The sequence below is a fragment of the Bacillus sp. G16 genome (genome assembly GCF_021282335.1).
Taxonomy (GTDB): Bacteria; Bacillota; Bacilli; order Bacillales; family Bacillaceae; genus Bacillus; species Bacillus inaquosorum.
Genome location: NZ_JAJSOZ010000006.1, coordinates 173249 through 196584 on the forward strand (window position 1 = coordinate 173249; position 23336 = coordinate 196584).

At 43.6% G+C, this 23336-nt stretch carries 28 protein-coding genes, 1 other RNA gene and 1 riboswitch; of the genes, 7 read left to right on the forward strand and 22 right to left on the reverse strand.

Annotation, left to right across the window (positions count from 1 at the left end; genetic code table 11):
• Positions 1-18 precede the first annotated feature (18 nt).
• From pbuX to kdgR, 7 genes are all read right to left on the reverse strand, one after another.
• Entirely contained in the window at positions 19-1335 is a 1317-nt protein-coding gene (gene pbuX, locus LWH95_RS09675; RefSeq protein ID WP_232919420.1) for a xanthine permease PbuX, read from the reverse strand.
• Entirely contained in the window at positions 1332-1916 is a 585-nt protein-coding gene (xpt, locus tag LWH95_RS09680) for a xanthine phosphoribosyltransferase (protein WP_004397964.1), read from the reverse strand. The genes pbuX and xpt overlap by 4 nt, the downstream gene beginning before the upstream one ends.
• A 90-nt stretch (positions 1917-2006) precedes the next feature.
• A riboswitch (purine riboswitch) is annotated at positions 2007-2106 on the reverse strand.
• 140 nt (positions 2107-2246) lie between these two features.
• Entirely contained in the window at positions 2247-3752 is a 1506-nt protein-coding gene (gene ypwA, locus LWH95_RS09685) for a carboxypeptidase M32 (RefSeq protein ID WP_232919421.1), read from the reverse strand.
• Positions 3753-3864: 112 nt separating this feature from the next.
• The gene (gene kdgT / locus LWH95_RS09690; protein WP_232919422.1) at positions 3865-4857 is read right to left on the reverse strand and encodes a 2-keto-3-deoxygluconate transporter; all 993 of its coding nucleotides are present in this window, start codon (positions 4855-4857) and stop codon (positions 3865-3867) included.
• 44 nt (positions 4858-4901) lie between these two features.
• Positions 4902-5492: a bifunctional 4-hydroxy-2-oxoglutarate aldolase/2-dehydro-3-deoxy-phosphogluconate aldolase gene (gene eda / locus LWH95_RS09695; RefSeq protein ID WP_232919423.1), complete on the reverse strand. Its 591-nt coding sequence runs from the start codon at positions 5490-5492 to the stop codon at positions 4902-4904.
• 1 nt (position 5493) lies between these two features.
• On the reverse strand, positions 5494-6468 hold the full coding sequence (kdgK, locus tag LWH95_RS09700; protein WP_004397968.1) for a 2-dehydro-3-deoxygluconokinase: 975 nt from the start codon (positions 6466-6468) through the stop codon (positions 5494-5496).
• Between the two features lie 37 nt (positions 6469-6505).
• Positions 6506-7525, reverse strand: coding sequence for a pectin utilization transcriptional regulator KdgR (gene kdgR, locus LWH95_RS09705; RefSeq protein ID WP_232919427.1), 1020 nt, complete (start codon positions 7523-7525; stop codon positions 6506-6508).
• Between the two features lie 220 nt (positions 7526-7745).
• Here kdgR and kduI point away from each other — a divergent pair, with 220 nt between their 5' ends.
• Positions 7746-8573, forward strand: a complete 828-nt coding sequence (gene kduI, locus LWH95_RS09710) for a 5-dehydro-4-deoxy-D-glucuronate isomerase (RefSeq protein WP_004397970.1) — start codon at positions 7746-7748, stop codon at positions 8571-8573.
• 1 nt (position 8574) lies between these two features.
• The gene (kduD, locus tag LWH95_RS09715; RefSeq protein ID WP_004397971.1) at positions 8575-9339 is read left to right on the forward strand and encodes a 2-dehydro-3-deoxy-D-gluconate 5-dehydrogenase KduD; all 765 of its coding nucleotides are present in this window, start codon (positions 8575-8577) and stop codon (positions 9337-9339) included.
• Positions 9340-9381: 42 nt separating this feature from the next.
• Here kduD and LWH95_RS09720 read toward each other — a convergent pair whose 3' ends face one another.
• Together LWH95_RS09720 and LWH95_RS09725 are read right to left on the reverse strand one after the other, a co-directional pair.
• Positions 9382-11307, reverse strand: a complete 1926-nt coding sequence (locus LWH95_RS09720) for an ATP-dependent DNA helicase (RefSeq protein ID WP_232919428.1) — start codon at positions 11305-11307, stop codon at positions 9382-9384.
• A gap of 103 nt (positions 11308-11410) precedes the next feature.
• Entirely contained in the window at positions 11411-11602 is a 192-nt protein-coding gene (locus LWH95_RS09725) for a hypothetical protein (protein WP_004397973.1), read from the reverse strand.
• A gap of 162 nt (positions 11603-11764) precedes the next feature.
• On the opposite strand from LWH95_RS09725, the gene LWH95_RS09730 reads away from it, so the two are divergent.
• Positions 11765-11917 carry a YpzG family protein gene (locus LWH95_RS09730; RefSeq protein ID WP_010327933.1) on the forward strand — a complete coding sequence of 51 codons (153 nt, stop codon included), beginning with the start codon at positions 11765-11767 and terminating at the stop codon, positions 11915-11917.
• 53 nt (positions 11918-11970) lie between these two features.
• On the opposite strand, the gene LWH95_RS09735 is transcribed toward LWH95_RS09730, so the two are convergent.
• From LWH95_RS09735 to LWH95_RS09775, 9 genes are all read right to left on the reverse strand, one after another.
• Positions 11971-13128, reverse strand: a complete 1158-nt coding sequence (locus LWH95_RS09735) for a THUMP domain-containing class I SAM-dependent RNA methyltransferase (RefSeq protein ID WP_232919429.1) — start codon at positions 13126-13128, stop codon at positions 11971-11973.
• A 100-nt stretch (positions 13129-13228) separates the two neighbouring features.
• Positions 13229-13610: RNase P RNA component class B (gene rnpB / locus LWH95_RS09740), an RNA gene on the reverse strand.
• 65 nt (positions 13611-13675) lie between these two features.
• Positions 13676-13972 carry a cell division regulator GpsB gene (gene gpsB / locus LWH95_RS09745; RefSeq protein WP_003225629.1) on the reverse strand — a complete coding sequence of 99 codons (297 nt, stop codon included), beginning with the start codon at positions 13970-13972 and terminating at the stop codon, positions 13676-13678.
• Between the two features lie 78 nt (positions 13973-14050).
• Positions 14051-14596, reverse strand: coding sequence for a DUF1273 domain-containing protein (locus LWH95_RS09750; RefSeq protein WP_032732355.1), 546 nt, complete (start codon positions 14594-14596; stop codon positions 14051-14053).
• Between the two features lie 89 nt (positions 14597-14685).
• Positions 14686-14913 (reverse strand): spore coat protein CotD, encoded by a 228-nt coding sequence (gene cotD, locus LWH95_RS09755; protein WP_080010830.1) that lies wholly within the window; start codon positions 14911-14913, stop codon positions 14686-14688.
• Positions 14914-14996: 83 nt separating this feature from the next.
• Complete coding sequence (locus LWH95_RS09760) at positions 14997-15125, reverse strand: hypothetical protein (RefSeq protein WP_003230707.1); 129 nt, start codon at positions 15123-15125, stop codon at positions 14997-14999.
• A gap of 100 nt (positions 15126-15225) precedes the next feature.
• On the reverse strand, positions 15226-16479 hold the full coding sequence (locus tag LWH95_RS09765) for a ribonuclease H-like domain-containing protein (protein WP_060398883.1): 1254 nt from the start codon (positions 16477-16479) through the stop codon (positions 15226-15228).
• A gap of 15 nt (positions 16480-16494) precedes the next feature.
• A complete protein-coding gene (gene mrfA, locus LWH95_RS09770; RefSeq protein WP_119913958.1) occupies positions 16495-18744 on the reverse strand; it encodes an ATP-dependent helicase MrfA in 2250 nt (749 codons plus the stop codon).
• Positions 18745-18846: 102 nt separating this feature from the next.
• Positions 18847-19353 carry a PTS sugar transporter subunit IIA gene (locus tag LWH95_RS09775; RefSeq protein WP_029316845.1) on the reverse strand — a complete coding sequence of 169 codons (507 nt, stop codon included), beginning with the start codon at positions 19351-19353 and terminating at the stop codon, positions 18847-18849.
• Between the two features lie 137 nt (positions 19354-19490).
• Between LWH95_RS09775 and LWH95_RS09780 the strand changes: the two genes are divergently transcribed.
• Positions 19491-19910, forward strand: coding sequence for an Hsp20/alpha crystallin family protein (locus tag LWH95_RS09780; RefSeq protein WP_019258729.1), 420 nt, complete (start codon positions 19491-19493; stop codon positions 19908-19910).
• A 20-nt stretch (positions 19911-19930) separates the two neighbouring features.
• Here the strand turns inward: LWH95_RS09780 and LWH95_RS09785 are convergent, their stop codons facing one another.
• On the reverse strand, positions 19931-20299 hold the full coding sequence (locus LWH95_RS09785; RefSeq protein WP_232919430.1) for a YppG family protein: 369 nt from the start codon (positions 20297-20299) through the stop codon (positions 19931-19933).
• 186 nt (positions 20300-20485) lie between these two features.
• On the opposite strand from LWH95_RS09785, the gene LWH95_RS09790 reads away from it, so the two are divergent.
• The gene (locus LWH95_RS09790) at positions 20486-20674 is read left to right on the forward strand and encodes a YppF family protein (protein ID WP_003225611.1); all 189 of its coding nucleotides are present in this window, start codon (positions 20486-20488) and stop codon (positions 20672-20674) included.
• 38 nt (positions 20675-20712) lie between these two features.
• Here the strand turns inward: LWH95_RS09790 and LWH95_RS09795 are convergent, their stop codons facing one another.
• Positions 20713-21084, reverse strand: a complete 372-nt coding sequence (locus LWH95_RS09795) for a YppE family protein (RefSeq protein WP_019258731.1) — start codon at positions 21082-21084, stop codon at positions 20713-20715.
• 45 nt (positions 21085-21129) lie between these two features.
• Complete coding sequence (locus LWH95_RS09800) at positions 21130-21375, reverse strand: DUF5446 family protein (RefSeq protein WP_232919432.1); 246 nt, start codon at positions 21373-21375, stop codon at positions 21130-21132.
• Between the two features lie 198 nt (positions 21376-21573).
• On the opposite strand from LWH95_RS09800, the gene sspM reads away from it, so the two are divergent.
• Entirely contained in the window at positions 21574-21678 is a 105-nt protein-coding gene (gene sspM / locus LWH95_RS09805; protein ID WP_003225606.1) for an acid-soluble spore protein SspM, read from the forward strand.
• Between the two features lie 24 nt (positions 21679-21702).
• Here the strand turns inward: sspM and LWH95_RS09810 are convergent, their stop codons facing one another.
• Complete coding sequence (locus LWH95_RS09810; protein ID WP_033878805.1) at positions 21703-22665, reverse strand: DUF2515 domain-containing protein; 963 nt, start codon at positions 22663-22665, stop codon at positions 21703-21705.
• A gap of 40 nt (positions 22666-22705) precedes the next feature.
• Between LWH95_RS09810 and recU the strand changes: the two genes are divergently transcribed.
• The gene (recU, locus tag LWH95_RS09815; RefSeq protein ID WP_004398007.1) at positions 22706-23326 is read left to right on the forward strand and encodes a Holliday junction resolvase RecU; all 621 of its coding nucleotides are present in this window, start codon (positions 22706-22708) and stop codon (positions 23324-23326) included.
• Positions 23327-23336 lie beyond the last annotated feature (10 nt).

Sequence of the window (23336 nt, forward strand, 5' to 3'; positions counted from 1 at the left end):
ACTCCGCCGCGGCGGAGTTTAGACTGCTGTTTTTTGCTCAGTGATGTCAGCTGTTTGTTCTGTTTTTTTGGCTTTAGAAAATACGTTATATACAATATTCAGAACTACTGCAGTGAAGCTGCCGGCGACAATGCCGTTTGTTGTAAGGAGCGTTAAGGCGCTCGGAAGCTGCTTAAAAATATCCGGCACAACTGTCACACCGAGACCCAGTCCTACTGAGCAGGCAACGATCAGCAGATTTTCCTGTTTCGCAAAATCAATGCGGCTGAGCATTTTGATTCCATAAGCGATCACCATTCCAAACATCGCCACCATTGCCCCGCCCAAAACAGCAGATGGAATAATGGTTGTGAAAGCAGCGATCTTCGGAAACAGCCCAAATGCCATTAAGATCACACCCGTGACAACAATTACGGCATTTTTCTTGATTCCTGTGAGCTGTACGAGCCCGACATTTTGAGAGAATGCCGTGTAAGGAAAAGCGTTAAAAATACCGCCCAGCAGCACAGCCACCCCTTCAGCGCGATAGCCCTTTGATAAATCTTTCTCTGTCAGACGGCGGTTCGTCAGGTCACCTAAGGCAAAGTAAACACCAGTTGATTCTACAAGGCTGACAATTGCAACAATGGACATCGTAATGATAGGCGCTGTGTGAAAAGACGGCGCTCCGAAGTAAAACGGCTGAATCATTTGAACAACTGCCGCGTCCGAAACGTTATCAAATTGAACTTTCCCCATAAAAAAAGCAATGAAGGTGCCGATCAAAATACCGATCAAAATCGAGATGGATTTGATAAAGCCCGTCGTAAAACGGTATAGAAGCACAATAATACTCAAAACGATAAAAGCGAGAGCAAGATTGGAGAGATCTCCGAAATCTGCACTTCCTTCTCCGCCGGCCATGTTATTCATGGCTACCGGCATAAGTGTAATTCCGATAATCGTAACAACTGAGCCTGTCACGACGGGCGGGAAAAAAGATACGAGCTTCCCAAAGAAAAATGAAATGAGAATGACAAGAATACCTGACGAGATAATACTTCCGTAAACCGCTGAAACCCCGTACTCAGACCCAATCGCAATCATCGGCGATACTGCTGTAAATGTACAGCCAAGCACAACCGGAAGCCCGATCCCGAAAAATCGGTTGCTCCACACTTGCAAAAGTGTAGCCACGCCGCACATAAAAATATCAATCGATACTAAGTAGGTCAGCTGTTCGACAGTCAGGCCCATTGCTTTTCCGACAATCAGAGGAACGACAATGGCACCGGCATACATGGCGAGCACATGCTGTATCCCTAAAGACAGCGTTTTGCCAAATCCGTTTTTCATGAATGAACCTCCTGTACGAAGGACACTTTTCCTTCTTCTAATGATTGAATTCTTGCCAAAGATTCCACCCGGTAGCCTAGCTTCACAAGTTCATCTCTTCCCGGCTGAAATGACTTTTCGATGACAATGCCAAGTCCCGCAATAGAGGCTCCCGCCTGCTTCACAATCGACACGAGCCCGTGCGCTGCTTGTCCATTTGCCAAAAAATCATCGATAATCAGAACATGATCCTGATCCGACAGGTGGGTTCCTGAGACCGCAATTTGGCTTTCTGTTTGCTTCGTAAAGGAATAAACAGACGCTGTCAGCAAGTTGTCGGTGAGTGTTAAAGATTTATGTTTTCTCGCGAAGACAACCGGCACACCCAACTGCAAACCCGTCATCACAGCAGGAGCGATTCCAGATGATTCGATTGTCACAATTTTAGTAATACCGTCTTTTGCAAATCTGGCGGCAAATTCGTCACCGATTTTCTGCATAAGCAGCGGATCAATTTGGTGATTCAAAAAAGAATCCACTTTCAATACCTGATCAGATAATACGACGCCTTCTTCCTCTATTTTCCGTTTCAGTGCTTCCATCCTGTCTTACCTCCGTTATGAGAATAAAAAAAGCATTGCCCGCTCAAAAAAAGAGCAAGCAATGCTGATATAACAAAAAACCGTACACGTGCGGTCTCATTGCTCACTCATAGTCGAACATTTACGGTGTCCGGTAGAAACTTGCGTGCCATATCCACGCGATTATATGAGTGTTCCTATGATATTGTAATAAATTATATCAAGATTCTAATCTCTTGCATAGACAAAAAAACAAAATTTCCGAACTTTATTTTTATTTTCTTGATAATCATTCGTCTTTTAGTATTTTGATTCTAAAAAAGCCTGACGGCCACACCGCCAGGCTTTTGATTACGACAGATAGAGATTTGAATATTTGTTTGACAAATAGTCAATCAAATAACGTACATTCAGCTCTTCTCCTGTTGCATCTTTAATAATGTCTAACGGCTTTTTCCGTTTTCCGTGAATGTGTACCTTTTCCGTCAGCCATTGTTTTATCGGATGAAATTCCCCTCTTTCCAAAAGAGTGTCAAACTCAGGCAGATCCTCGAGCATTTTTTGTTTCAGCTGAGCCGCATACATGTAGCCAAGCGCATAGGATGGGAAGTAGCCGAAATCTCCTCCTGCCCAATGGACGTCCTGTAAAATCCCCTCTGCGTCCGTCTGTGGTGTAATCCCTAAGTAATCCTGGTATTTTTGATTCCAAAGCGACGGCAGTTCTTCAACAGACACTTCATTGCTGAAGATCGCTTTTTCAATTTCATATCGGATGATAATATGAAGAGGATACGTTAATTCATCCGCTTCAACCCTGATGAAGGAAGGTTTTGATTCATTGATTGCACGGACAAAATCAACCAGCGAGATGTCCTTAAACTGTTTAGGTGATGCTTTTTGAATCTTCTTATAGTACGGTGTCCAAAAATGCTTGTTGCGGCCGATAAAATTCTCATAAAATAATGATTGAGATTCATGGATTCCCATTGATGCACCGTCTGACAAGTTCGTGCCGCTCAGTGCTTCGTCAATATTTTGCTCGTATATCGCGTGACCGCACTCATGAATGGTGCCAAAGATCGCCGTACGGAAATCTTTTTCATCATATCTCGTCGTGACCCTAACGTCTCCGCGGTTCATCGTGGTCGCAAACGGATGAACAGTTTCATCTAGCCGTCCGCCATCAAAATCGTAGCCAAGCTCCTGTAAAAAATACAGGCTGAGCTCTTTTTGCTTTCCTTTAGGGAACTCTCTTGTGATAAAGCTTGTATCTGGTTTATTTCCGGAAGCTGTCACCTGTGTAACAAGAGGAATAATTGCTTCCTTGAGCTCGGAAAACAGCTGATCAAGCACCTTTACCGTGACACCCGGCTCAAACAAATCAAGCAATGCATCATAAGGATGCTCTTGATAACCCCAATATGTAATAAAACGTTTATTGAATTCAATCAGCTGCTCTAAATATGGGGAAAACAAGCTGAAATCAGATTTCCCTTTCGCTTCTTCCCACGCGGTTTCTGCCTTTGAACACAGAATCACGTATTCCTTGTATTCAGCCTCAGGGATTTTTTTATTCTCTTCATACTCTTTTTTCGCCAGCTCCACTGCCTTTTTCGTATCTTCAGATAAGTCATCAAATCGTTCATACAGGGCATCAATAAGCTCCTTCATCCGATCTGAAGTTTGGATATTGAATATATCTGTTGAAAGCTGTCCGATACTTTCGGCACGGTCCTCTGAGCCGTTTTTTGGCGCACCTGTTCTGGAGTCCCAGTGCATTAACGCAACTGCTTCGCTGTAATGTGAGATTCTTTTTAAAAGATCAAAAAATTCCTTTTCATATGTATGTATCTCCATATCCATTCCCTCCCTATTCTAGCCGTTCCATTACAGGCTAATGGAAGGGGGTATGAAAGTCAAATTGTTTGTATAAGAGGCTGCCGGTATTTTTGGCGGCAGCCTTCTTTGTTCAGTTGATCGTCATTTGATTTTTTGGCGGCGGTGTTTTCCGCTTTTTCTCATTGATTTTTTTATCCACCCACACTGTTGCCAGCGGGGTTAGCAGCGAGGTGACAATAACGCTTGTCGCTATGATTGCCGTTGCTGATTCAGCAACTGGCGCAAACGAAGCATTCGCTTCCGCTAATGCGTATGGCACGGCTACAGCCGCCCCCGCCGTAGAAGAAGCTGCCACTCCCGCGACGCCGTCTCCCCGCGCGACAAAACGATCAAGCAAAAACAAGGAGCCACCCGATAAAGTAACGACAGAAACACCGATAAAAATGCCGAGCAGCCCTGATTGGATCAGCATTCCAAAATTCAAGGTGTTGCCGAGCGAAAAGGCAAAAAACGGGATGATCGCCGGTACAACCTTGCTGAATAAGTCTCTGAGATCATGATCAAGATTTCCAAGTATACAGCCCAGTAAAAACGGGATGACAGTCGCTGCCAGTGTTTCCCACGGGAATGCCGCAAGTCCCGTCACACCAAACGTCACCATGGTCATAAAAGGACCTGATTCTGTACTGATAAACGCGAAAGCGCCCGCATCCTCTTTTCTTCCCATATGGTTCATAAGCGCCAAATACAGGCCGCCGTTCGTTTCATTCATTACCGCGACAATTGCTAAAACAGAAAGACCTGCAAAAAAGCCGGATTGTATGCCTTCATCAGGTATAAATTGCGCTGCGATCACGCCGAGCAGCGCCGCAAATCCGACCTTTCCCAATAATAATGTGATTCCTTTCCTTGCGATATAGCCTGAAGAACGAAAATCAATCGTCGCTCCTACGCAAAAAATAAAAACACCCAGTATCGGCAGCGTTCCGGTAATCAAAGCACCCGTAAACCCTCCAAAGAACTCCGCTGTTCCAGGCGCAAACGTATTGAGCGCCGCTCCCAGAAACAGCGGAATAATCATCATTCCGCCAGGTACCCGTTCAATTGTCGCTTTGATTTTCATATGTGGATTCTCCCATCCTCCGGTTATGAAAAAAACAATACCCCTTACACTTGGAAAACAGCCTGCAAATCTTCTTTTGAACAGCTGCCCAGCTGGCTGCCGACACCGACGGCGCCAGCTCCGGCTTTGAGCCAATCCGGCACTTCAGACGGATGTATCCCGCCTGTCGGAATAAAGGTCACCTGCGGGAAAGGGCTCGCTAAATTTTTCATAAACGGGATGCCAAACACACCGCTAGGGAACAGCTTCAATGTAGTAAAACCGCATGTCAGCGCTTCCATAATTTCGCTCGGAGTCAATACGCCGGGGATATAATGTGTCTTTAAAAAAGAAAGATGTTCAGCAAGGTCTGCTGAAAAACCCGGACTGACAATAAACTGCGCGCCAGCCTCAGCAGCTTCTCCCGCTTGCTGCGCAGTGATGACCGTGCCCGCCCCGATTAAAATATCTTCTCTATTACGGAAGGATTCGATAATATCTGATGCCCCAGGCGTCGTATAAGTCACTTCAACCGCACGAACCCCTTTATCAAGTAAACTCTCAATCTGCTGACAGGCCTCCTGTTTATCCTTTGAGCGAATGACTGCAATCAGCCTTGCTTCTTTCAGACGGTTTTCAACGATTTTGGACTCCATATTAATAATCCCCTTTCTTTTGGTAAACCGTTCTTTGAGCAGATAAAAATGCAGCTAATTTCTCCCTGGTCGGCAGTCCGTCCATATCCCCCGGTGCCTGAACTTGCAAAGCGCCAATCGCATTTCCCCTTTGCACCGCATCCTTGTATGACAAACCGTCAAGGATGCCGCTGATCACACCGACTGCAAATCCGTCTCCGGCACCGACTGTATCAACCACCCGATCGACACGGAAGCCTTCTGCAAATCCTTCACTTTCCCTCGTTTTAAAGTAAGCGCCTTCTTTTCCGAGTTTAATAGCGACAAAGCTGACCCCTTTTTTCAGATAATAGTCGGCAATGCCTTCAGGTGTTTTTTCTCCGGTCAATAGCTCCCCCTCTGCGATCCCCGGGAAAAACCAATCTGCAAGACCAGCCAGATCATTAATGGTATGGGCCATCGTTGCTTGATCAGGCCAAAGCGAAGGCCTTAAATTGGGATCTAACGATACCGTTTTCCCAGTATGTTTCATATCCTTCATTACGTGGTAGGTAAAATCTTTCATTTCAGCAGATAAGGCCGGCGGAATGCCTGTCACATGCAAATGGCCTGCGCCTTGAAAATACTCTCTCGGATATTCAGCAGAAGTTAGTGTGCTTGCAGCTGAGTTTTTCCTGTAATAGGTAACTTGCGGATCGCCTTCTTTCACTTTTGACTTCAGCAGAAGACCGGTGGGATTTCCGTCCTGCGATCGGATCACGCGGGACACATCCACTCCCTCTTTTTTAAGCGCCTCTAAAATAAATGTTCCGAGCTGATCATTGCCGACCTTGCTCATCCATCCCATCTGAAATCCGAGTCTGGCCAGGCCGCAAGCAACATTGCTTTCTGCCCCGGCCAGCCCTTTAGAAAAAGTGGATGCTTCATGAAGGCCCCCGTACTCATTTGCGTAAAACATGGCCATCGATTCCCCGAATGTCACCGCATCAAGCTTCATCTTTTCCCAACCTCCTCTTAGTTGAGGGCACCTAGGATTAAAGTGACTTTCTCATGATGACTTCTGCCTCTAATTCAATGGTTTGAGGCGCTCCCTTGTCACCTTTAATCCTTTTTAATACACGTTCCATCGCCGTCCTGCCCATATCATGTGACGGCTGGGCGATCGTTGTAATGCCCGGACCGATCAGTTTGTACCATTCCGTATCGTCGAACCCTGCAATCCCTATATCTTGGGGGATGTGCAGTCCAAGCTCTTCCATACAGCTGATGATTTTCAGCATAATTAAGCCGTTCAAAGCCAGAATCGCTTTTTTTTGCTCTGGCATATCCTTGTAAAAAGACCGAAGCGCCGCCTTAAGCTGCTCCTTGTTTTTCACGTCAATTTCATACATTCTGACAAGCCCGTTCACATTTTGAGCCGAAGCCATTTCTTGATACACAGCTGCTCTTTCTGCACGAGGGCTGATAGATGAAATCGGTTCGGTAAACAGCGCGACATCAGTGTACCCTTTGCTATAAATCTTCTGAAGAATCTCTTTTGTGATCCTTCTGTTGTCAGTCGTTACCGTATCCAGTTTCAGATCTGGAAGTTTCCGGTCAATTAATATCGTTGGAATGTGCTGTTCGGCAAAGGCGTTCAGTAGATCCTTATTTTCTCCGGTTGCGTTTAAGATCAGCCCCTCAACCGAATGGGCTTCAAGCTTTAAGAGCATTTCCCGCTCTTTTTCAGGACTGTTATCTGTGTTGCACACCATAATGCTGTAGCCATATTGATCACAAACCTCTTCGACTCCCCTGAAAGCCGCGACCGAAAAAGGATTTGTAATGTCAGCTACAACAAATCCGATTAATTTGCTTTTTTTTATTTTCAAACCTTGCGCCATTTTACTTGGCCGATAATTCAATTCTGCAATTGCCTTTTTAATATTTTTCACTTTTTCAGGAGAAATCGCATCAATTTTTCCGTTGATATAGCGGGAAACTGTTGATTTCGAAACTCCTGCACATTCAGCTACGTCTTTGATGGTCGTATGGCCTGTTGTTTTCTTTTTCATTCAAGTGCTCCTGTATCTCATATATTTGAAACCGATTTCAAAACCGTTACAACAAAAGAATACCATATTTTTAAAATTTGAAAAGAGTTTTTTTAATAATGTGCTTATTCACAATTTTTCCGTTGACTCTTTTCACTATTTATCCTAAAATTTTCTTTGAAACCGTTACCAAAATATTTTCATTCAAGTGAGCCGAAATCCTAACCAAGGGGGAAATATAATGGAAAATCGTTATTCTGTACACCCTGAACAAGTTAAACGCTTTACAACAGAGGAGCTTCGCAGCCATTTCTTAATGGATACTTTATTTACGGAAAATAAATTAACGATGTATTACTCACATGAAGACCGGGTTGTCATCGGAGGAGCAGCTCCGGGGCAAAGTGAACTGAAGCTTGATGCCGGGGATTTCCTTAAAACTGACTTCTTCTTGGAACGGCGTGAAATTGGGATTATTAATGTTGGCCAGCCTGGTGCTGTCAGAGTCGGCGATGATGAGTATGTACTTCAAACAAAGGATTTTCTCTATATTGGAATGGGCAATCAGGATGTAGCGTTTACAAGCCTGAACGGAGAAAAAGCTAAGTTTTACTTTATCTCGGCTTGTGCTCATCAAAGCTATCCGACGCAAAAAGCCGCTCTTTCTGAACTGACACCGGACCGCCTTGGTGATGATGCAGCGTCTAATGTTAGAAGCCTGTACAAAGTCATTCATCAAGATGGCATTAAAAGCTGTCAGCTTATGATGGGAATTACGATGCTTGATCAAAACAACAACTGGAACACCATGCCGGCACACGTCCATGATCGCCGGATGGAGGCTTATCTTTACCTTGATCTTGAGAAGGATTCGAAGGTGTTTCACTTCATGGGCCAGCCGGACGAAACACGCCATCTTGTTGTCGGAAATGAGCAGGCTGTCCTTTCTCCTGCCTGGTCTATTCACTCTGGCGCAGGAACATCAAACTACAGCTTTGTGTGGGCAATGGCCGGAGAAAACTACACATTCACGGACATGGATGTCGTTCCGATGGATGGGCTGAAATAAGATGAGTTATCTACATGATGCCTTTTCATTAGAAGGAAAAACAGCGCTGGTAACGGGACCGGGAACGGGAATCGGTCAAGGAATTGCCAAAGCACTTGCCGGGGCTGGCGCTGATATTATCGGCACATCACATAAAAGCAGCCTGTCTGAAACACAGCAGCTTGTCGAACAGGAAGGCCGAACGTTTACGTCTTTTACAATGGATATGAGCAAGCCTGAAGCGATAAAGGACACTGCAGCTGAACTGTTCGAAAACCGGCAGGTCGACATCCTTGTCAATAATGCCGGCATTATTCACCGGGAAAAAGCGGAACATTTCCCAGAAGAGAACTGGCATCACGTACTGAATGTCAACCTAAACAGCTTGTTTATTCTGACACAGCTGGCAGGCGGACACATGCTGAAAAGAGGTTATGGAAAGATTATTAATATCGCCTCTCTTCTGTCTTTTCAAGGCGGTATCCTTGTTCCCGCATATACAGCGAGCAAACACGCTGTTGCCGGTTTGACTAAATCATTTGCAAATGAGTGGGCAGCGTCCGGCGTTCAGGTGAACGCAATCGCCCCGGGCTATATTTCTACAGCCAATACAAAGCCTATTCAGGACGATGAAAAGCGAAATGAAGACATTTTAAAGAGAATCCCTGCCGGACGGTGGGGCAAAGCGGATGACATCGGCGGGACTGCAGTCTTTTTGGCATCACGTGCTTCAGATTATGTAAATGGACATATTTTAGCAGTAGACGGCGGATGGCTATCCCGCTGACAAATAAAAAAGCTGACGAACACGATCGTCAGCTTTTTTCTATTACATCATATGCGGTTCAACAGGAAGTACCTTTTTGACCTCATCAATGATGCGTTGATTTTCTCCGCCAGCGTAAATGTGAATCGAGCCGCTGTCTTGATTCGAACGAATCAGACGCCCGATGCCCTGCCGCACGCGTAATAACATATATGGCAGATCAACTTCTTCGAACGGATCTTTTTTCGCCCCGTTGCGTTTCGCTGTAAATACAGGATCATGAGGCGGGAATGGCAATGACCAAATGGTAACATTCTTCAATGCGTGTCCAGGAATATCGAGTCCTTCCCATAAGTGAACCGAACAAAGCACTGTTTCCTCTTCCTCTTGGAATTTCTCCACTAAGCTGCTGATTTCTTCATCACCTTCAAAGAAAATCGGATACGGCAGCTCCCAGGCCGCCGACAGCTGCTTAAACTCCTTTAATTCCTCAAAAGAAGGGAAAAGCACCAGCGTTCTGCCTTTATAACGCTTGATCGTTTCAATCGTTTCAGCTGTTTTTTGTTCAGCGGTCATTTCTGTTTTTGCATATAGATTAACGGTCATTTGCTCGTCATAATCATAAGGAGAATCAACGGTTAACGACAAATAATCATGAATCCCGAGACTGTCGGCAATATAATCAAATGAACCGCCTTCTGATAGCGTAGCAGAAGAGAAGATATAAGGAATTTTCTTAGAAAACACTTTTTCGCCAAGCACTTCTGCCACCGTTCTCGGCATTACAACAAAGGTTGATTCTGCTTCCTTTTTCTCCAGCCAGCTGATCGCATCCTTTTGATATAGAGATAATGAATACGCCATTTGTTCAACATATTCTTCCACAACTGACAGCTCGTATTGATCAATCGTGTACATCTCAGACTCGAACACGAGAGCCTCCCCGATTTTATCGAGCAAACGGCAAAGCTCGTACGCCGCCTTTTTGACACGCTGGTCATTTTTTATTTCTAGACGGTGTGAACCGGCTACTTCTTTTGATTCTTCAGAAAGAACATAGAAAAATTCGTCGTTCGCAGCAAGCGCATCTTCAATCAGTTCAGCAAACTCTTCTCTGATGTCATTTTGAAGCAAACGTTCTAAAAACAATTCAAGAGTAGACTGCTTCACTCTGTAGGTTAACGCTTTTTGTGCGGCAAACTCTAACAGATGCCCTTCATCAAATACAACCGCACTATGATCAGGCAGCAGCGGCAGCTGGCCCTCTCGTTTGCGTGACTCTTCCGTCCACACATGCTCCATATAAAAATCATGGGAACAAATGATCAAGTCTGTAGACTTTCGGTAATAATCTCTGGAAAGCGTCAAACCGCATCTGTGTCTCATATCACAAGTCAGACAATCCTGAAACGAGTCGTAGCTTACTTCAGACCATTGTTCATTCGATAGATTTGCGTACTGCTTACGGTCGCCATACGGATAAAAGCGCTGCATCGCCTGTGATTCATGGACAAATGACGGTAATGACTCATAAAGATCCAGCCATTTATCATCATCAGAGCGCTGCATTGTTTTTTCAAGCTTCTTCAAGCATAAATATTGCTCATGTGACTTCGACAGCCTTGTATCTATTTTCAGATCCAAATGTTCCGCCAGCTTCGAAATATCGCCCTCTTTTTTCACAAGCTGTTCGATTAATGTTTCATCAGCACAAGCAATAATGGCGGGTTTGCCGACATATCTTGCATAGCTGATCGCGAAAAGAAGATAAACCAGCGTTTTCCCCGTTCCCACTCCAGCTTCGGCAAACATGACTTTTTTCTCTTTAAACGCCCGCTCCAGCTGAAAAGCCATAAATACTTGCTCATCCCGAAGATCAAACCCTTTTTCGGGAAGGATATCGTAAAACACGTCACCAATCCAATTGTTCAATTCTTCATAAAAATTCTTTGTTTTCGTTAAAGAAAAAGGCAAACGTGATGTTGTCACCTAGTTCCAACCCCCAACTATTCGACATTCAGACCACCAATAATATCATTTCCTACTGATGAATACAATAAAAAAACTTGGCAATGCCAAGTTTTTTTGCAGCTTACTTTCGATTGATCACATGCGACGATAAAAAAGGATGGTCTGTTGAATAAATATGTTCCACCGCTTTTTCTAAATCATTTTGCGCATGCGACATCACAGACGGAGACGAATCAGCCCCGAGCTCCTTCAGCTCATTTGCTGTTGCGTCAAGCGCCCTTTGAATAAGATTAAAATGTTCGCTGTTTAGCATGAGATCACCTCTGATGGAAATAATCATCATTGTATGCGAACTTTTCATTTTATATACATGCTTTCCGCATGTTATTACCGAAACATGCACAAACTACATTCGATATTCCGTACCCGGATTATCCGTCTTATCAACAATATTCTATCAGGGAGTGATGTTGACATGAGTTATAGAAATCGATTAGATCAGCATTCTGAACTGTTTCATCACAATTGGACGCGGCCTAAACGTTCTAAGTCTCAAGTAAACGGTCACACTGAAATGTCCCAAACCAACATTATATTGAGAAGCAACGCGAAAGCTCACCGTTGGTAACGATAGAATATGGCTGAAAGATGAAAGAAGGCGCATGCAGAGCGTCTTCTTTTTTATGCGTTTTCTGTTTTCTTGCGCTGCGGTCTTACTTTTGACCAGTATTGATAATAATCCGTTTTAATAAATCCGTTAAAGAGCTTTCGTTTCTTCGTCGCTTTTCTGCCGTAAGCTTCCTCAAAATTCTCGTTTGATGTCAGCATATACACAGACCAGGTATCAAGCGGTTCGAACGCCTGTCCCATTTCTTTGTACATCTGCTCAACGGCTTTTTTCTCGCCGAGACGCTCTCCGTATGGCGGGTTACCGACAATTACGCCAAACTCCAGATTTGTCGTAAAGTCCTTGACCTGCATCTGCTTAAATTCGATTAAATCTCCCAAGCCTGCTTCCTCTGCATTCTCTTTTGCGATTTGAACCATGCGGTGGTCTATGTCGCTTGCGAAAATCGTAAGCGGCTGGTCATAGTTGGCCTTTTCTTCGACTTCAAGCCGTGCTTTGTCCCACAGATCTTTACCGATCCATTCCCAATCCTCTGAGACAAAATCGCGGTTAAATCCAGGGGCGATGTTTTGACCGATTAACGCGGCTTCAATCGCAATCGTTCCGGAACCACAGAAAGGATCGACAAATGGACGGTCCGGGGTCCAATTGGTTAATTGCACTAAAGCGGCAGCAAGTGTTTCTTTAATCGGCGCGCCGCCCTGATCGACACGATATCCTCGTTTGTGGAGGCCTGTCCCCGACGAATCCAATGTAATAATTGCTTGATCTTTTAATAAAGAAATTTCCACCTTATACTCGGCACCTATTTCTTCAATCCAGTCATTGGCTTTGCCTGACTGGAGCTTGAGCTTTTCGACAATTGCTTTTTTGACGATCCGCTGACAGTCAGGAACGCTTGCTAGTGTTGATTTCACCGATTTCCCGATGACAGGGAATTTCCCGTTTTCAGGTATAAATGAGCGCCAGTTAATCGCTTTCGTTTTTTCAAATAGTTCATCAAATGTTTTCACTTTAAAAGAAGCAACCTGAACCTTTATGCGGTCGGCTGTTCTAAGCCAAAGGTTCGCGCGGCAAATGGCAAGCGCATCACCTTCAAAAATAACTTTTCCGTTATCAACCTTACATTCGTATCCTAAATCTCGTACTTCCTTTGCGACAACAGCTTCAATGCCCATCGGCGCCGTTGCAATTAGTGTATACTTCTTCATCGTATCACCCTGTCTTTTAAAACTTTTCTTTTCTCAAGATAAAAGCTCTCCTTATACGGGAGAGCTTGTTTTCATCATTTTAAATGTAAGTGGTCTAACGTTCTGTAAGCCATGTTTTGTTCCGTCGTACTGCAAACGGCTCATCACCTCGTACTCAGGCGGCAATCATCTATCTACAGAAAGCATTCTGTCCTTCTCTCCGTTGAATTCCGTCAAGAAGGTTCCCCTACCAAAATTTGGGTTTCTCGCTCGAGGGGTTTACCGCGTTCCACTCTCACCATTTCTAGTGAGACTTCGTCACTGTGGCACTTTCAAGGATACTCAGCCATATCCAAAGGACGTAGGCTTTTTTCCTGCCGTCAGCCTATCAAGGCTGCCCTAGCTTATGACTTCGCTAGGCACGAACACTACGGGCATCTCAGCACCGTGCGAGCATGGACTTTCCTCTACAGATTCAAGATCTGCAGCGATTACCCGAACGTTAAGAACATGAATTATTATATAACAACTGATTGCAATTTACAAGCGCCATTTTTTTCAAGGGCAATCAATCATAAAGCTTGCTGCCAAACACGTGTTTTTCTAAGTTAGACAGCCGTTTTAAAATATCAAAGTTCGTTGTGTTAGATTGCACAGGCTGTTTTTTGCTGGCTTCTTCAAGCTGCTTTTTCAGCTGCAGATTTTCCTGCTGCAGTTCTTCGATTTCTTGATGGAAGGTTTCATAATCCTTAATAATCATATCTAAAAATTTGTCAACGTCTTCTTGCTTGTAGCCTCTAACGCCTGTTTTAAATTCTTTTTCCAAAATTTCTTTCGCAGAAAGCTTTACTTTATCAGCAAGCATCTTTTTCACCTCGTATCGTGAATCATCACCTTATATTTTTTCAGAAATCTGTACGGTTGTCAAATTTCTCTTTCTTTGTTACAAGTAGCTGTCTTCCTCTACTGTCACTCTCAGATCATCCATTGTAATAAAGTAGATGGGATAGCCATCCTGTTCGCGCCTTTTTTCCGCTGTCCCAAGCATATACTTAGGGGAGCCTTCCTTTTCCGGATCATATAAAAGCAGAAGCCCGTCGGACTTATCAATGAAGAACTGATTTTTTTGTTTAAATTGAAGCGGGCTTTCATACGGACGGTGAGTCAGGCTTGCTTCATAGTCTGCCTGAGCCAGAACTGCTTCATACAGTTCCTTATTCGGTTCTTTCCAGTTCTTTTCCTGCTCGTAAAATGGCGTAATGACAGCTACCTTTAAGTCAGGGTATTCTTCCTGCAAATCATATGCAGCTTCGGCAGCCCATAGTTCAGTCCCAAGCTGACCTGAAATTAAAATCCATTCTAATCCCTCATCCAAAAAAGCAATCAGCCGGTTCTTAATGGCTTTTTTTATGTAATACAGCGCCTTGTCATCCTGTTTAAATATCCCGAGTTCAAACGGTTTATAGCCCGTTATTGCCAATACTTTCATCATTTCACCTGCTTTAAAAAATGGGGCTCCCGTTGGGCCCCATTTGATGTGCTGCATTGTTTACACCATCAAGCTGCACGTTTTCCATACTAGTAGTCGCAGCAAGGTTTTCCTGCTTGAAAATGCTGATGCGTAGCCGGATCAACATTTGAGAAAGTGTGTGGAAAGTAGTGAACGTGCTGAAAATGCTGGTGGTTTACGTTTGTTGTATGCTGTGGATGAATGTGCGGCACGATAGTCTTCGAAAACGTATGGTGTTCACAGCAATGAGTAGGATGGACAATTGGCGCCACCATATGCGGTCTGCAGTGATGCATGATAAAATCCCCTTTCCATAAACTTTATTACAATACTAAGCTATGAAAAATTAGGGGTACATGTTCTAATACAAAGACCTATTTTAAAAGTGTGCAATTAAGCTGTCTTTAAAGTTTGAAAACACAAAAGCAATCAAAAATACCACAACAAAGAACAAGTAAAAAACACCCTTATACATACCAACTCTCCCTTTAAAAATAACTAACGTCATTTTACAGGATTCGCCGCTATTCTACAACAAAATCGATGTGAATTCAGCAAAAAAAATTCATGGCGAAACAAGTCGTCTTTTGCGCTTTCCCGGGGAATATTTAAGAGGAATATTTCCTCTTCAGCCGGGCGATTCTCACATGCAGTTTTTCTGTTTCTTTTTCTGATAAGAATGCCACATCGCTAAGTAATTGTTCAGTTATATGCAATGCTTTCCCGAACGCTTTTTCCTTATGCTCAAAATATTTCGCAAGCTCTATCACAGCATCATATCTGCACTTCTGATTTTGGGAGCGGGACAGCTTTTCCCAAAGCGGCACTGCTTCTGCCAACCGGTTTTGTTTCTTGTACAGGAGCGATAAATCGAGCAGCGCTCTGTCCTGATCCTCAAACGGCTTTTCTTTAAGCGTTTCAAGCTGTTTGACCGCCTGATCCGTTTCTTTATGGGCCATAAACCATTTCGCCATTGCATAAGCTTCTCTGTGCTCTTTTGGCGAATGTGATTCTGAAAGAATTTTTTTAGACATATGAATGTACAATGAAATGAGCGATAGCACATCCATTTCATTATGATGCAGGACACCTTTTAGAAGATCCGGCTCTTGCGCCTTGATAAAATGAAAGTAAAGCATTGGCGCCAAATAGCCCGGTGTATCTTCTTGTCTGCGGATGCCGAGCTCCTCTTTTTCAACCGTGCCAAGTGATACACGGTCCATTTTGTGTTTCCACAGGCGTCTTGCCCCATGCAGAAGGTCAAAGTGGCCGAACTCCGGGAGCTTAGGAAGTCTGTCGCGGATCAATGTGTGCCTTGTTTTCACCTGCGGCCAATCGAAGGCTTTTCCGTTGTACGTAACAAGTGATGTAATGTCAACCTCGCTTAAAAAGCTTTGATACAAGGCGACTTCATTCCCCGGTTTGGGCAAAAGATGCTGTTTGACTGTCACTCGGTCTTCATATACTCTCGCATGACCAAGCAAAAAAATAGTATTTCCGGCTCCGCCTCCAAGACCGGTTGTTTCTGTATCAAAGAAAAAGAGGCTGTTTTTCTTATACCCTTTTGCTGACAACGTATGCGACAGGCTGCTTTGATTCCACAATGTGATCACTTCATCTAGCTGAGAAAAACTGTACAACCCATGGCGGTGAGAAAGCGGATATTCTACTTCCCTGGTGAGGCAATATTCATCTTCGAAGAAAAAAGGCTTCATGCCAAAAGCCTCCCACTCTTCTAAAAACGGAATTTCAGCATGGTTTTCAACGCGTTTGTTTTCTTGTTTACCCGCTTCTATTTTATGTTCCCCTTCATCAAGCATCATATGCTTTTTCATTCGCTGGAGTTTCCCTTTTAATGACATATCTGACCTCCCTCCTTACGACATTTGATCCAACAGCTGCAAAATTCTTTCCTTTGCTTTTATCCCGTCTATTTCGGTACCTATACAAGACGGACAGCCGTCATGGCAGGGACATTGTTTAATCAGCTGTTTCGCAGCTTCATTAATATCTGCAAATCGTTTGAAGACTTCCTCCGCCAAACCGATACCGCCCGGATAATGATCATATAAAAATATGGTCGGCAATCCGGTATGGGCTGCTTTGATTTGAGAAACGACATGCACATCGTTTCGGTCACACATGATATACACAGGAACAATATGCTGCAGCACATTCGAAATGCCAAGAAGCAGCTGTTCCAGCGTCTTTTCCCCGATGTCTTCGTCTGCTGTTTTGATTTCGAGCCAAGCTGCACTTGTATGCAGTTCTTCTTCCGGCAAATGAATAGGACCAGAGCCAATATTTTCGAAAGTGGTCATTTTTATTTTTTTAAAAATGGTCGGCAGGGCATTGACAGTGACGTCACCATAGTGCAGTGACGTACGGCTGTTTTCTGTCGTTTTATCAACTTCTAATACTTTTAGCTGAACTGCCAGGTTGGCATCCGTATAATATTCAACATCGACTTTCCTGACATAAGCCTTTTTATGGTCCCAATCGAGCTTCTCTACTTGGTATTGGACCCCTTCATGCAAATAAATCGCTTCATCATGCAAAAGCGTCATCGCGCTAAATCGATCCATTTCACCGATAATCCTTACATTTGCAATATCTGACTGATCAACAATGACGACATTTTCTTGTGATGCGGAGCGCAAACTGATATTTGAAGCAGGGAACGATTCACTTGCCCAATGATACCGTTCGCCATTGCGGTGAAGAACAGCCTCTTCCTGAAGGTACTCAAGAATGTCACTGACATCCATCGGTCCAAACTCTTCATCAGCTCTAAAAGGAAGCTCATAAGCCGCACACTTTAAGTGGTCTACTAAAATAATCAAATTCTCAGGATTGATTCTTGCAGATTCCGGCGAACGGTTAAAGAAGTATTCTGGATGGCGCACAATATATTGATCAATCGGCGTTGAATTGGCGACCATGATAATCAAAGACTCACCGTGTCTTCTGCCGGCTCGTCCCGCCTGCTGCCATGCACTTGCCACACTTCCAGGATACCCCGTCATCACACACACTTGCAGCTGTCCAATATCAACACCGAGCTCTAAGGCATTCGTACTGACAACTCCTAAAATCTCGCCTTCTCTTAACCCTCTTTCGATTTCTCTTCGCTCTTTCGGAAGATAGCCTCCCCGATAGCCTCTGATTGACTTTGTCCCGATCTCTTTTTTCACAAGCTCTTGAATATGGCTTAAAATAATTTCCACCCGAACTCTGCTTCTGGCAAAAACAATGGTCTGCACTTTGTTTTTCAGAAACTCTTTCGCCAGTTCATTCACTTCTGCTGTTGCACTCTTTCTGATATTCAGCGGTTTGTTCACAATTGGCGGATTATAAAACACAAAGTGCTTCCGTCCGCTCGGGGCACCGTTGTCATCGACCAGCCGCATCGGTTTGCCCGTCAGCTGCTCCCCCAATTCCTTCGGGTTGGCAATCGTAGCGGAAGTGCAAATAAAAATTGGATCACTTCCGTAAAATCGGCAGATACGCTTCAGCCGCCGGATCACATTCGCCACATGGCTCCCGAAAACACCGCGATACGTATGAAGCTCATCGATGACGATATACTTAAGGTTTTCAAACAAACTGACCCATTTCGTATGATGCGGAAGAATGGCAGAATGCAGCATATCGGGGTTTGTAATGACAATATGACCTGCTTTTCTCACTTTTTGTCTGATTGCCGGAGACGTATCCCCGTCATATGTAAAGCTTTTAATATCAATGCCCATTTCATCAATGATTTCATTTAGCTCGCTCTTTTGGTCCTGTGCCAGCGCTTTAGTCGGAAATAAATATAGCGCCCGGTTTGTTTCGTCTTGGGCGATGGACTGCAGGACTGGGAGGTTATAGCATAACGTTTTTCCTGATGCGGTTGGCGTTACGGTAACGATGCTCTCTCCTTTTTGCACACATTGAAAAGCGGAATATTGGTGGGTATATAGTTCATCAATGCCCCTATTCGAAAGGGCTGTCTTTATTCTCTCGTCTATACTTTCAGGCATCGGCCTTGTTCTTGCTTCACGAGGCTCAATTTCATGCCAATTCACAACGTTTTCATTTCCTTTTAACTCAGAAATGAGCTCAGTTAGTGATTTCTTTTTCATTCTTTACACCTCTTTGTCAAATACAGTTTACCGAATATTTGTTTGCATGGCTAGGTGCAAATTTTATACAATCAAACAAAAAAAGCAAGGCATATGCCCTGCTTATTTCGCTTTTATTGTGAGGAGCTTTGTTTCACCTTTATGCGCAGCTTTTTCGCCTGCCGGCACAATTGATCCTACAGCTTCACCATTCATTATAACGATCGGGATGACTGTACTGCTCGCTTTTTCTTTTATTAATTCCAAATCACACGTAATCAGCGGGTCACCGACCTTCACTTTGTCCCCTTCTTTAATGTGGGCAGTAAACCCTTCTCCGTTCATATTGACCGTTTCCAGCCCGACATGAATTAACAGTTCTATTCCCGAGCGAGTCCGAATGCCAACGGCGTGTTTGGTGTGGAAAATCTGAATCACTTCACCTTCAGCAGGTGAAACGATTTCACCGTTTGAGGGTTCCACCGCTATTCCTTCACCCATCATTTTCTGTGAAAAAACAGGGTCTGGCACATCCGTCAAGTCCATTACCGTACCGTCTGCCGGAGAATAAATAACCTCTTCTGTCACTTTTTCCTGAGTTTTGCCCATTCCGAATAATTTTTTCAGCAATGTGTTTTCTCCCTTCTCATTCACTTCAACCGCTATCCCTTCATTCATCACTATTTAACCACACTTTCAATTTTGCTTCAATTTATAACAACATCTGGCACAGGCGCATAATCTGGTTAAAAAAGGCGGTGGCAGATTTGGAATTCTTTGATGACAAAAAGAACGAACTGCAAAAGAAAGAAGAAATCATTACACAGGCAATAGACCATCTTTTTCAATCCTCAGCGTTCGGCAACCTTTTAAACGGATTTCAGAACCTGATCAACTCGAGTTTAAAAGATGTGCAGACGACCATACAGCTCAGAGAAAGAGATACAGGGCTGTATGTCGATATCACAATTCCGTCGACGTTTCGAGACGGCGACATCGTCGTTGATATTAAATCTAGGTATCTTCATGTCACACTTCAAGAAAAACAGCAACAGCAATATGAGGCCACTTTGACAACCATGACGAGAACGGTGCAGCTGCCTTATGAAGTTCGCCAGGAAGATATGGAAACATCTTGGAACGAGCAGACAATGACGCTTTTCTTTCCAAAAAATAAGCATGAATGAGCGATTCATTCATGCTTCTATCATTTGAAAAAGCTAGTAAATCCCTTTATTAAAGATCCGACCTGATTCATTGCACTCATCACTTGACCTGTCGTATCCATCATTTTATTAAAATCAAACTGCCCGTTGGCTTTTTTGAACTGCGACATAATACTTTGAAATTGTGAGGGCTGCTGCTGATTTGGCCTTGGGATTGGATAAGGGTTGGAAAATACAGGCGGCTGCATTGGCATAGAATGGATCGGAGCATACGGCTGATTATAATCCTGCTGCCCATAATGCTGCTGCGGCAAGTATTGCCCAGGTGCAGCCTGCTGATAATATCCCTGCATTTGTTGAGGATAATAATAGCCCATTTGCCGAGGATAGCTTTGAGAACTCCAGTTCATTGCGATTCCCCCCAAACTCAACATGTTTCTCTTCTATATATGTATGAATGAAGTCTATTGTTTGTGTCACAGGTCCTGATCCGTGTTTGTCAAATTGTGTCGAAAGTTTAAATTTTTTAAAAACAGAAAAAAGTCGAATCATTATGGTACCATTTCTTCAATACAGATGAGAGGGGATGCACCATAATGAACGTATCATACTTAAGCAAACGTTTTGCAGAAATGAAGAAATATGAAACAGACTGTATGAATAAACTGATGGACTTTGCCAAGTTCCTCTATATTCAAGGACATCTCAGCACAACTGAGTTTCGTAACAGTATGAAGGTTCTCGAAGCAAATGGAGCAGAAAGCCCGGCATATGAGCTGAATTAACGTCCGGCCCCCTATAACAAACGAAAAGAAGACAGCCTTTACCGGCTGTCTTCTCTTGCAATTTCATCCTTTACTGCGTGCAATGTGTAAAGGACTGACTCAGTGATATCCTTGAATCGTTTTTTATGAATATGATGAACATATGATTGAAGGACCAATTCCTGAAAATTATCCTTTGCGGTCTCGATCTGCTCTCTATGCACATATTTCGGGCGGCGGGCTTTTATCAGTTCAAGCGCCCCTTGCGCCCAGCGAGCTGCCAGAACATCATTCTCTTCAACTGCAGGCTTTATCGTCTCAAAAAAATCATAAGAAAGATCACTGTCTTTTCCTTCCTGATATCGATCAGCGCCTTTTTCAGCAGCTTCAATCATTTGCTCGGTCATTTCCAGCAATATTTGTGATTGCAACACCCTTCACCTCAATGCATATCGTACCAAATTTCGCTCGCAAATTCAGCCGATGCGGTATACCTTTTTAAATGCATACCTGTGTTCAGGCGAGTGATACAGCTCATTTATACAAATATGAAGGTCCATGATTTCTTCTTCCAGCACACTCAGGCGCTCGTTTTCCGTTTCCCGCATCTCAGCCTCAAATGCGTTTAAAGAATAATTCAGGCTCTGCTCAGCTCGGGTTAATTCGTCTTCTATATCAGAAAGCAAACGGAGAATATCTGTCTTGCTTACGTAACCGGACATTCGTGTACCTCCCTTTCCTCGTCTCTCCTGGTTAACATTCTTTGCTCTTCAGGCTCTTTCCTTCCTCATGACAAAACTAGAAGCAAATCGCCAAACAAACACGTATTCCACGAAAAGCTGAAGTTTTCGACAAAAACACCCGCAAAAATTGTATGATCCTCTCCCTTAATGCAAACGATACTTGTGAGGAGGTGCCGTATGAAAACAAGACCGAAAAAAGCCGGCCAGCAAAAAAAGACTGAATCAAAAGCAATCGATTCTTTAGATAAAAAACTAGGCGGCCCGAACCGCCCTTCTACGTAAGAAGCAAGGATATCCCTTGCTTCTTTATTTTTTCAGCCAATGCTGAACCGCAAAAAGCGCATGAAGCTGGCGTTTTTTATGTAAATACCATTCTGTCAATTCAATCTGCTTCGGTAATTCCTCCCGCCTAAAGAACGTTTTCTTTATCTTTCCATGAAACCAATCTGTTTTCTTTCCGTCTAATGAGTGGATTAACTCAGGGTAGCATGTCCTTAGCATAGGAGATGTTCTTTTTGTAATCCCGATCATTTTTTCCATATCAAAACGGGAGCCTGTATGCGGCACTGTGTGCAGAAAGTGATAAAAAGAGGAGAACAATTCCGGACTGAACAGCAATTGAGACAGCTGCTTTCCCAGTCTTATCCTTTCCTCTGTCTTTGAGAAACGTTTCACTGAAATGCCGTAAAGAAACCCGTCTGCAGCTGGAAAAATAACGGTGTTGAAATGAAACCAGTCACTTAAATAAAAAGGAATCGTGTCAAAAACGTTCTTTTTAAACGAAGGATTTTGTATAATAGGTGTTTGGATAGTGTTTTGTTCATTTATAATGAGGGCATACATCAGCCGCTCCGTGTTTCGCTCATGCCAAAAACGGGCCCATTCTTCCGTCATAAATTGTGAGACGCCAAACACATGCAGATGATGAAACAGCGGTTTCCCAATTTTTTTTGACCAGTGATACAAAAGAAGCTGCGGATAGGCATCGGAAAAAATGAGCCAGTTCGCTCTTTCATAGGCTAAAAAGAACCACCTTTGCTGTCTCTCACGGAGTCCAAGCTGAAACAGACTGCCTTTTAAGTCAGTCATTGACCAGCCGGCATTGCGAGAAACGAAAGATGCCAAGAGCGACCATTTGATTTCCGGATGACGGTCATAAAATGCTTTATACGCGTTCGTTCTTGAAATGTTATCTGCGTTTTTTGCTTTTGTCTGCCGCTCAATCCGGCTCAAAAGCTTTCTGATGGTCTGTTGCTCTTGCACGTTCATTCACTTCCGTCATGAATAGTTTAATAAGGAGGATGAGAAAGTGATTCGGTATCCTAACGGAAAAACGTTTCAGCCGAAACATTCGGTTTCATCCCAAAACAGTCAGAAAAGGGCCCCGTCTTACAGTAATCGCGGAATGACCCTCGAAGATGACTTAAACGAAACGAATAAGTATTATCTGACAAACCAAATTGCCGTCATACACAAAAAGCCGACACCTGTTCAAATTGTAAATGTCCATTATCCAAAAAGAAGCGCCGCAGTGATTAAAGAAGCTTACTTTAAACAATCATCGACAACAGATTATAACGGGATTTACAAAGGGCGGTATATTGATTTTGAGGCGAAAGAAACGAAAAACAAGACCTCTTTCCCCCTGCAGAATTTCCATGACCATCAAATCGAGCATATGAAGCAGGTAAAGGCTCAAGACGGTATTTGTTTTGTTATTATATCCGCTTTCGACCAGGTTTATTTCTTGGAAGCCGATAAGCTGTTTTATTTCTGGGACAGAAAAGAAAAAAACGGCAGAAAATCAATTCGAAAAGATGAGTTAGAGGAAGCTGCGTATCCGATTTCTCTTGGATACGCACCTAGAATTGATTATATTAGTATTATTGAACAGCTTTATTTTTCGCCTTCATCTAGTGCGAAAGGTTGATTAACGAAAG